Genomic DNA, 8,086 nt, shown 5'->3' with positions numbered 1-8,086 from the left:
GGCCGGGATAGAAATATAGTCATTCCGCGAAAAGTCCGCGGTGTGGCTGCCGCGGGCTTTTTGCGTTGCCAGCAATACTTAATGAGATTGAGCCATAGGCGAAAATCGAATTTAGTAGTGCTCACTTACGAAGTGTGCGTAGAAAACCTCGGCAAAGTCTTATTTTATCTTATTTTATGAGGAGGTTTTAGTATGACCAAAAAGATTAAAGTAACCAGTTCCATGCGGCTTCAGGTAATCACTGAGTCCGTTAACGGCAAGGAAACCTACAAGACTGTAGCTTTTTCCGGCATTGACTCCAAGATTTCCGATGACGATTTCATGGAGCTGGCAGAGGCTCTTAACTCCCTTATGGAGTATAGTCTGAGCAATGTAGGTAGAGTGAACAGCTATTCCCTTGTTACCGAGTAATGGAAGGAGGACGATGAATTATGGCACAGAAACTTTATTGCGAGTATGAACTCGATAATGATCCTAAGAAGATCAAGACCGTCATTGTTGCAAATCCTGCTGAGGGCATTGCCAAGGCGGATGTTCTGGCAGTGATGCAGAAGTTCGTTGACAAGAAGGCTTATGCTGAGGTCACTGGCGTACATGACGCATATCTCAAGGAGACCGTTGTCACCAAGTTGGCCTAAGAAGGCCTAGTGATTGCCCCTCTGCTCGCCCTGTGGCCTGCAGGGGGGTTTTCTTGATAAAGGAGGAGTAAACCTATGGAAGAAACGATTTTATCGGCTGTCAGCACCGTAGGCTTCCCAATAGTCATCACCTTTTATTTGTTAATAAGGTTCCAGACTACCATGGACAAGTTCTGCGACAAGCTGGATGCCCTGATACTGGAAATCCGCAAGGAACACTCGTAAGCATTCACATAAACTGCCGCCCCGCAAGTTACAAACCCTGTAGCTGCGCGGTGTGGCAGTTTTCTTTTGCGCCTGGTACTGCCAAAGTACTGCCAAAATAATTTTTCATTTTGGGCAAAAATCTTCCATTCCCCACTTTTGCATTTTATAGGTTCAAAATTTGGGATTACGTTGTTTCGTGGCGTATCGTATTTTTCCAAGTGCAGACAAAGTGCAGACAAATGGCACTTTTGGGGGTAAAAAGAAAAGGCTTCCGAATACTCGGAAGCCTTGATTTTACTGTGGTGCCGAAGGCCGGACTCGAACCGGCACGTATTTGCATACGGCAGATTTTGAGTCAATGTCGACCATGTGTTCTCTTGTGTTGTTTCATGTTGTATGGTGGTGAAACCCAATAATTTCAAGACTTTGTCTACTATACGATATGTTGTGTCATATTGTTTGGTTGTGTTCGCTTTTGGGCTAGTTGCAACCCTTATTGCAACCCACCTTTACCACTTCTGCCATTATTCAAATCATATAATATCATCAAATCTCTCATCAAGGAACTTGTCCACGGCGGCCTCATCTTCTTCCTGCATGTGGGTGTAGGTATCAAGGGTAATCTGGATATTACTGTGGCCAAGCTGGCTCTGAATATCCTTGAAATCAAGGGTTCTGCTGGACTTCATGCTGGTGGCCATATCATGGCGAAGCATGTGGAAGGTGGTCTTTATATCCAGCTCCCGGCAGGCCTTGGAGTACAGGCTGGAGAACACATCGGGATTATAATACCGCCCATCGTTGGTGGTAAAGACCATTTCAGGGTGCTCCCATGTCTTGGAGGCCAGACGGAGAATGTTCTGCTCCCTACGGTATTTCTGCAATTCACGGCAATAAGGAGGCGGAAGATAAAGGCTTCTGACACTTGTTGCGCTTTTGGTACGATCAATATACACATTGCGCCGCCCTGTTTTCTCATCCTTGTTACCGATGCCCATGGCCTTGTCAATAATAACATGGCCGAAAACCTCACCATTTTCATCCTTCTCAAACTTAAAGCTGTTCCAGGTGAGGGCCAGCAGCTCGCTTCTTCTGAGGCCAGTGATAAACACAGTAAAAATGGCCATCTTCCAGCCGTAAAAACCGCACTTGTAGCCAAGCAAGGCGTTCCAAGTTTCCTTGGTTGGTTTCACAAATTTCTTCTTTGGCGGTTTTTGTGGCAGTTCCAGAAATTCTGCGGGATTGTCCACAATAAGATGATCCCTTCTGGCCCTTTCAAAAGCCTGCTTTATTACAGTACGGAAATACTGACATGTTCTGAAATGCTCTTTCCCGATAACGTGAAAGATAATGTGCTGAAGGTCAGCGGTGGTCACCTTATCCAGCTTCATTTTTCCTATGGCATTGGTGCAGATGTCTATAACATACTGGTAGGACACCTGGGTATTTTCCCTGAGCTTTGGAATCTTGTATACCTTAAACCATTTATCCAGCCAGTCCTTCACTGTAAGTTTGTTGGCATCATAGCTGATATTATGTGAGTATTTCTCCACCAGCTCCTTGCGGACCGCAAGGGCTTCTTTTTGTGTACTGCAATATTTTGTTTCCCTTTTCAGTATTCCCGTTTCCGGATCATTGCCAACGGACACCTGAACAACCCACTTCTGCTTTTCGGTGTTGAAAAAGACAGACCCTTCACTGTTTCCACGGGATTTTGTTTTTTGTGCCATACTCGTTCTCCTTTCTGTCCTTAATTAAAAAGTGTTTGGTTTATTTTGTTCTGTATTTAAGTACAAAACGTTTAAAAATAAATCCACAAGGAGATAATACACAGCTTGTGGATAAATACCACAATTACGGTGGAAAACCCTATAAATCTTGTGGATAAGATTGTTAATAAAATTGCCCTGTGGTACGCACTGTGGACTCATTGTGGTATATGGTGTGGTACTCACTGTGGTTCAGTTTGTGGCTCATTATGAACCACAGGAAATCCCTCAGCCCTTTATTTATGTGGCCTTGCGGTGGCCCTAATATAAGATAAGACTATATTAAACAATATAATAATAGTAGGGGCGGCGGGTGTTACTTCTTCAGACCCTTAACAAGAGTCTTGATGGTCTCCCTCTGTTCAGGGGACAATTCTTTGACGGCAGCGATAAGCTCCACCACCTCAGGATCAGGCTCATAGCCAACCAAGTTATCAACCGTGGTATTGTAAAATTCTGCCAGTTTGCAGAGCATTTCCAGAGGCGGTTTAGAAGAATTCCTTTCGTAATTATTCAGTGTGGATTTTGGAATTCCCAACTCTTTGGCAGCGTCACCAAGAGATATTCTCTTGGAGTCCACTCTTAGCCTTTTTAATTTTTCACCAAAAGTTGTCATCTAAATTTCCTCCGTTTTTGATGTTGTTTTGTGTTGTTTCATTGTGTGTCGTGTTGTCTGATATAAATATACCATATTTGAACACGATTTGTACAGTATTGTTTTTTAAAAAAATATATTTTATGTGGACACTGGGATTTTAGTGTGTTATATTTGTGTTGTAATTGAACACGATTTATTTTAATCTGTGTTACGATTGAATATTTACATAAGGGGTAAAAACTATGAAACGCAATGAAACTATTTTGTATGACATTAATGATTATCTGGCTCAAAGGGACAATGAAGAAATCTCTGACAGCATGGAGGAAGATACAGCCACCAGCGAAGATACGGCCATGGATGAAGATATGGCCATGGAGGACAGCAATGTTCTCTTTGTCAGTGTAAAGGATTTTATCAGGATTTCGGGGCTTTCCGAATACTTTGTCCGCCGTCTTTTGAAGATAAAGGAATTTCCGAAGCTGCGCTGCGGCCGCATGATAAAGATTCCCCTCAACGATGCCCATCAATGGCTGCTTAAGCGTGAGGATATAGCCACGGAATATCCTGCATTCTTTGGCTGATTATGGCCGGGAAGGACGGCAAGGGCTGGCTCAGGGAAATAAAGCAGTTTTATATTGCCCACAACAGCGACAGGATAAGCGCCAATGCCCAGGCCCTGTGGCACTATCTCATGTACAAGGCCAATGAAAACTGGTGGAATTATCCTTTGTGCCTTTATATTCCCGAAATAGCTTTTGCCTTGAAAATATCCGACTCCGCCGTAAAACGTGCCAGGGAAGAACTGGCCCAGAAGGGGTATATTACGTGGGAATCCCCGGGCGGGAACAAGTCGGCCAGATATTATATACTGAGCCGTACCAATGCAAATTACGCGGGGCAGACGTCCCAAAAGGAAAACTAAATATTATGGCCATACAGCCCCCGTGAAAAGCAAACTACTAATTTATAAATTTATAATTCAATCAAAAGGCTTCTATCCGGGGGCTTAATTATTATCTATATTTACAAGAAAGGAAAATCAACATGAAGGTTTTTATTAATCCGGGCCATGCGCCAAATGGCAATCCCGATCCGGGGGCTGTGAACGATTTTTACAGAGTCCGCGAGTGCGATATTGCCCTAAGTATCGGGGAAATGGTGAAGAATTATCTTATAAAGGCTGGCTGCGGGGTGAAGCTTCTTCAGAGCAACAACCTTGCAGGGGAGTCTGCAGGGGAAAATATAGTGAAGTCCGCCAATGACTGGGGGGCTGATGTATTTGTGAGCATTCACTGCAACGCCTATGATAAATCCGTCCGTGGGGCGGAAACCCTCGTATATGACAAGGTTGGGGGTAGTTATACTCTTGGGAAATATATTCACGCCCAGCTTATTGATACCATGCAGGATATTGACGGCACTTTCCCGAACAGGGGCATAAAATCCCGCCCCGCCCTCTGCGTTCTTCGGCGTACCCAGATGCCCGCGGTGCTGGTGGAAACTGCCTTTATCGACAACGACATTGATGTGCTTTTACTGATGAACCATCAGGAGGAATTTGCCGCAGCCATAGCCAGGGGCGTGACTGACTACTGGATTGATATTAATGGGTAAAGAGCCTATGATTACTACAGCGAAAACAATTCAGATGCTTTTATATGACGGTGACCTCAATGGCGTTATGTACATTGAGGACACCTCATGGCAGATCGGGGCCATGTTCTCATCCCCCCGCCAGTCCATTGATGATCTCATTGCCAAGGCGGACTGCAGGAAATACGGGGTTTATCTGCTCCTTTCTGAAGAACAGGTTTATGTGGGACAGGCCAGAGACCTTGAAAAAAGAACCCGCCAGCACCTTACGGACAAGGGCTGGTGGAGCCATATTATCCTTATGACCACCAAGGACGACAGCTTCAATGCGTCAGATATTGATTATCTTGAATCCAAGCTAATTGAAAAGGCCAAGGAGGTTGGCACTGCCTACGTGGACAATCTTACAAAGGGCAATCCCCAGAAGGTCAGCGCCTTCCGTGAAGTGGAGCTGGGGAAATACCTGGAGGAAGCATTGTTTCTTTTAAAACTTATCGGGGTGGAAGTCTTTGAGCACATAAGGCGAAAGCGTAAGGCCCCGCCCCTTCCCGAAGGGAATATGTCCGTCAGCGACTTTGTTAAAACTGCAGTTATAAACCTTCTGGCAGCGGGGTATGTGTTCAGTGATGAACAGCTTAAGCTCTACAGCTCCGTGGAGGGAAGCAAGGAATACACCCATAGGGCCCTGCCCATTCTCTATCTCCTGAAAGACGGGGAAAACCGCGAGGACGTAAAGAAGAAAATCCGCCAGCGTTACTGGAAGGAGGAATTTTCCAGCGGCACCCAGCGGTTTTTGATGTTCTCCCAGTGGTTTAAGGAAGGCACCAATTACGGGGCAAGGAAGGAGGATTTTATAAGGTGGTACAGTAATCTGTAATTTATGGTATATATTATATAGGAAGGAAGCTGGTCGTTGGGGCCAGCTTTTCTTGTGGGGAAAGAAGGATTTTTTGGGGCGGCGTGGAATAAGTATGTAACAAGCTTTTAGTTTTCCATTAATGTTTTGCGCATGGCTCTGCACTTGTCATGCAGAGCACCTCCTTTTGCGCCGGTCGATCTCATCCAGGACCGGCGTTCTTTTTTTTAAATGGCATTAAAAGTTAATACTTAAATCCTGCTTTTTCTTTGTTGTGGCAGGGGCATGGCAGTGATATAATCTTAGGTGAGCAACCGCTCATTTTTTCATAACACTTCCTGCATAATCCATTATCGCGGGAACTTTGCCGGTTTATTTTGCCGGCACTTTTTTTCCAAATATATTCCGGGGGGGAATCCGCCATGTTTGACAGCGTCCGTAAGCAAGTGTCTGATGTTACCAGCAGCGAAATCAACACCATTATAGATAAAGGCACCACCATAAAGGGGGACATTAACGGGGACGGAAATGTAAGAATTGACGGCACCGTTGAGGGAAATGTCAATCTTGGTGGAAGCGTGTTTATCGGGGAATCTGGCTGTGTGAACGGAAATATTACCTCCACAAATCTGACCATTTTCGGTATTGTCCGCGGCAATGTAAACATAAACAACCGTCTGGCCATCCGCGCCAGCGGACAGCTGGAGGGTGATGTAAATACCAGCTGCCTCAATGTGGAGGACGGGGGCCAGTTCAACGGCCACAGCAAAATGACCGTTTCCCTGGCTTAAAATTGATGAAATAGATTTGTTAAACCCGCTCCCAGCAGAATAATCTACATAAAAACTCACTCAACATGGGTTTGACAGGTCTTTCATGGGCACTTTGTTCTTGCGGCAAGGTGCCTTTTTTTCACCCCGAGCCCACAGCTTATCCACAAAACTATTCACAGCTGTGTATTGTTTTACATCATTTTAACCAAAGGCTCTGTCTTTTAAGGCGGAATTGTGTATTGTTTTGTTGCATTTGCTCTTGTAAGGATCGAGGCATCTATGGTAAAATTATTTTATGCTATAATTTCACTCTATTTTGCTGACCCCCACGCCAGCAAAAAGGGGAGCTGCATTCTGTCGCAGCTCCCCGTTTTTTTATAAATTTATTTTACGCTGAAATCATGCTGGCAATAGTATTCGTCGTGATACCCCTCAGGGGTTCCCTTCTTACGATACCATTTATTGGACAGCCCTGCCAAAGTACTGTTATCCATTTTCTCCATATCCAGATTCCTGGCGGCATCCCGATACAGCCTGTATTTGGCAACCCTTTCAAAATGCTTTGTACCATAAAGAGGATTTGTGTGTTCCACGCCAATCACGACCTCGATATACTCAAATTTCATATTACGATATTCTCTGGAATAGGCCTTCTTAAACATCTTGGCCGCCAGATCGTCGCAATAATCCTCCGTAGGATAATCAACGGACTCCAAAATCACCTCATAAAATGGCTGACGAAAATTTATGTTAATATGGTAGAATTTGCCATTATCCAAAGCCACCTTGTCAAGGGCATCCTCCAAATGTACTGAACCGCATCCTGATAAAATCAGCACCAGAACACAGAAAGACATCAAGGCGATTTGCCTGCAATGACCGCCCATAGCTGTCCTCCCTTCTTTTATATATCATTAACTATACTATTTCAATTATACCATATATACATATTTTACATACAATTTTTAGATTCAAAGGGATAGTTGCATAACGTAACCATTAGTGCTAAAATTTATTCATACCATTCCATTTGCTGGCCCACTCCAGCAAATAAAAAACCAGTCCACTGACTGGCTTTTCCTAAAAATTCGAGTTCATCCATATACTCTCAACTTTACTGCTGATTCCTCCAGCAGGGGAAAAGACCGGTCACTTCCTTCCCGATTGGTCTTTTTCATCATTTCCCAAAGAGGAATAAACCAGTCGTTTTCTCTTACTATATTTTCCTTTCCGTCTACTATATAAAATATAGTAGAAACCTTACCTCCGCCGGTCTTTTATGGCCGGCATTTTTTTGCCTTCTATAAAAGAAATAGTTGCATAGCGCAACCTTTTATGTTAAAATATTTTCATAGAATCCCATTCCAAGAAGCTGGGGACTCCCCCCGGCAAACAAGAGAGCCAGTCCTCCAACTGGCTTTTCTTAATTATGATAGGCGCACTGCTGGCCCCCACGCCAACAGTGATAAGGTCAGTCCAAGGACTGGCCTTTTTAATTTAGAAGGGCATATTGGCTCGCCGCAAGTCAAAATATATAATAAAAAACTGTCCTGATGTACCTTTACCATAACTAAAATGTATTATAAAATAACTGTAATAAATGATATAATTATCTCGTAAAATTTATTGAAAGGGGGAATTCATATATG

Annotated in this window: 11 protein-coding genes; 8 read left to right on the top strand and 3 right to left on the bottom strand. The window is 44.0% G+C overall.

Annotation, left to right across the window (positions count from 1 at the left end):
• The first annotated feature begins 192 nt into the window (after nt 1-192).
• The 3 genes from T525_RS0110910 (at nt 193) to T525_RS15945 (ending at nt 863) form a co-directional block, all read left to right on the top strand.
• On the top strand, nt 193-411 hold the full coding sequence (locus T525_RS0110910; protein WP_027406915.1) for a DUF1659 domain-containing protein: 219 nt from the start codon (nt 193-195) through the stop codon (nt 409-411).
• A gap of 20 nt (nt 412-431) precedes the next feature.
• Entirely contained in the window at nt 432-638 is a 207-nt protein-coding gene (locus T525_RS0110905; RefSeq protein WP_027407227.1) for a DUF2922 family protein, read from the top strand.
• A 75-nt stretch (nt 639-713) separates the two neighbouring features.
• Nucleotides 714-863, top strand: coding sequence for a YvrJ family protein (locus T525_RS15945; RefSeq protein WP_072031649.1), 150 nt, complete (start codon nt 714-716; stop codon nt 861-863).
• A gap of 515 nt (nt 864-1,378) precedes the next feature.
• Here the strand turns inward: T525_RS15945 and T525_RS0110895 are convergent.
• Entirely contained in the window at nt 1,379-2,575 is a 1,197-nt protein-coding gene (locus tag T525_RS0110895; protein WP_027407226.1) for a tyrosine-type recombinase/integrase, read from the bottom strand.
• 355 nt (nt 2,576-2,930) lie between these two features.
• Entirely contained in the window at nt 2,931-3,230 is a 300-nt protein-coding gene (locus T525_RS15070; protein ID WP_051533567.1) for a helix-turn-helix domain-containing protein, read from the bottom strand.
• A gap of 224 nt (nt 3,231-3,454) precedes the next feature.
• Here T525_RS15070 and T525_RS0110885 point away from each other — a divergent pair, with 224 nt between their 5' ends.
• The 5 genes from T525_RS0110885 to T525_RS15060 all read left to right on the top strand — a co-directional run bounded on the left by T525_RS0110885 (nt 3,455) and on the right by T525_RS15060 (nt 6,455).
• Nucleotides 3,455-3,796 (top strand): helix-turn-helix domain-containing protein, encoded by a 342-nt coding sequence (locus tag T525_RS0110885; RefSeq protein WP_027407225.1) that lies wholly within the window; start codon nt 3,455-3,457, stop codon nt 3,794-3,796.
• A 2-nt stretch (nt 3,797-3,798) separates the two neighbouring features.
• Entirely contained in the window at nt 3,799-4,137 is a 339-nt protein-coding gene (locus T525_RS0110880) for a helix-turn-helix domain-containing protein (RefSeq protein ID WP_027407224.1), read from the top strand.
• A 122-nt stretch (nt 4,138-4,259) separates the two neighbouring features.
• Complete coding sequence (locus tag T525_RS0110875; RefSeq protein WP_027407223.1) at nt 4,260-4,829, top strand: N-acetylmuramoyl-L-alanine amidase; 570 nt, start codon at nt 4,260-4,262, stop codon at nt 4,827-4,829.
• Nucleotides 4,822-5,685 carry a GIY-YIG nuclease family protein gene (locus T525_RS15065; protein WP_051533566.1) on the top strand — a complete coding sequence of 288 codons (864 nt, stop codon included), beginning with the start codon at nt 4,822-4,824 and terminating at the stop codon, nt 5,683-5,685. Before T525_RS0110875 ends, T525_RS15065 begins: the two co-directional genes overlap by 8 nt.
• A gap of 401 nt (nt 5,686-6,086) precedes the next feature.
• Nucleotides 6,087-6,455 carry a polymer-forming cytoskeletal protein gene (locus T525_RS15060; RefSeq protein WP_051533565.1) on the top strand — a complete coding sequence of 123 codons (369 nt, stop codon included), beginning with the start codon at nt 6,087-6,089 and terminating at the stop codon, nt 6,453-6,455.
• 365 nt (nt 6,456-6,820) lie between these two features.
• Here the strand turns inward: T525_RS15060 and T525_RS0110860 are convergent, their stop codons facing one another.
• The gene (locus tag T525_RS0110860; RefSeq protein ID WP_027407222.1) at nt 6,821-7,324 is read right to left on the bottom strand and encodes a hypothetical protein; all 504 of its coding nucleotides are present in this window, start codon (nt 7,322-7,324) and stop codon (nt 6,821-6,823) included.
• Nucleotides 7,325-8,086: the final 762 nt, after the last annotated feature.

Origin of the sequence: Anaerovibrio sp. RM50 (genome assembly GCF_000622005.1) — a bacterium.
Taxonomy (GTDB): domain Bacteria; phylum Bacillota; class Negativicutes; order Selenomonadales; family Selenomonadaceae; genus Anaerovibrio.
This window is presented reverse-complemented; position numbering and strand designations above follow the sequence as displayed.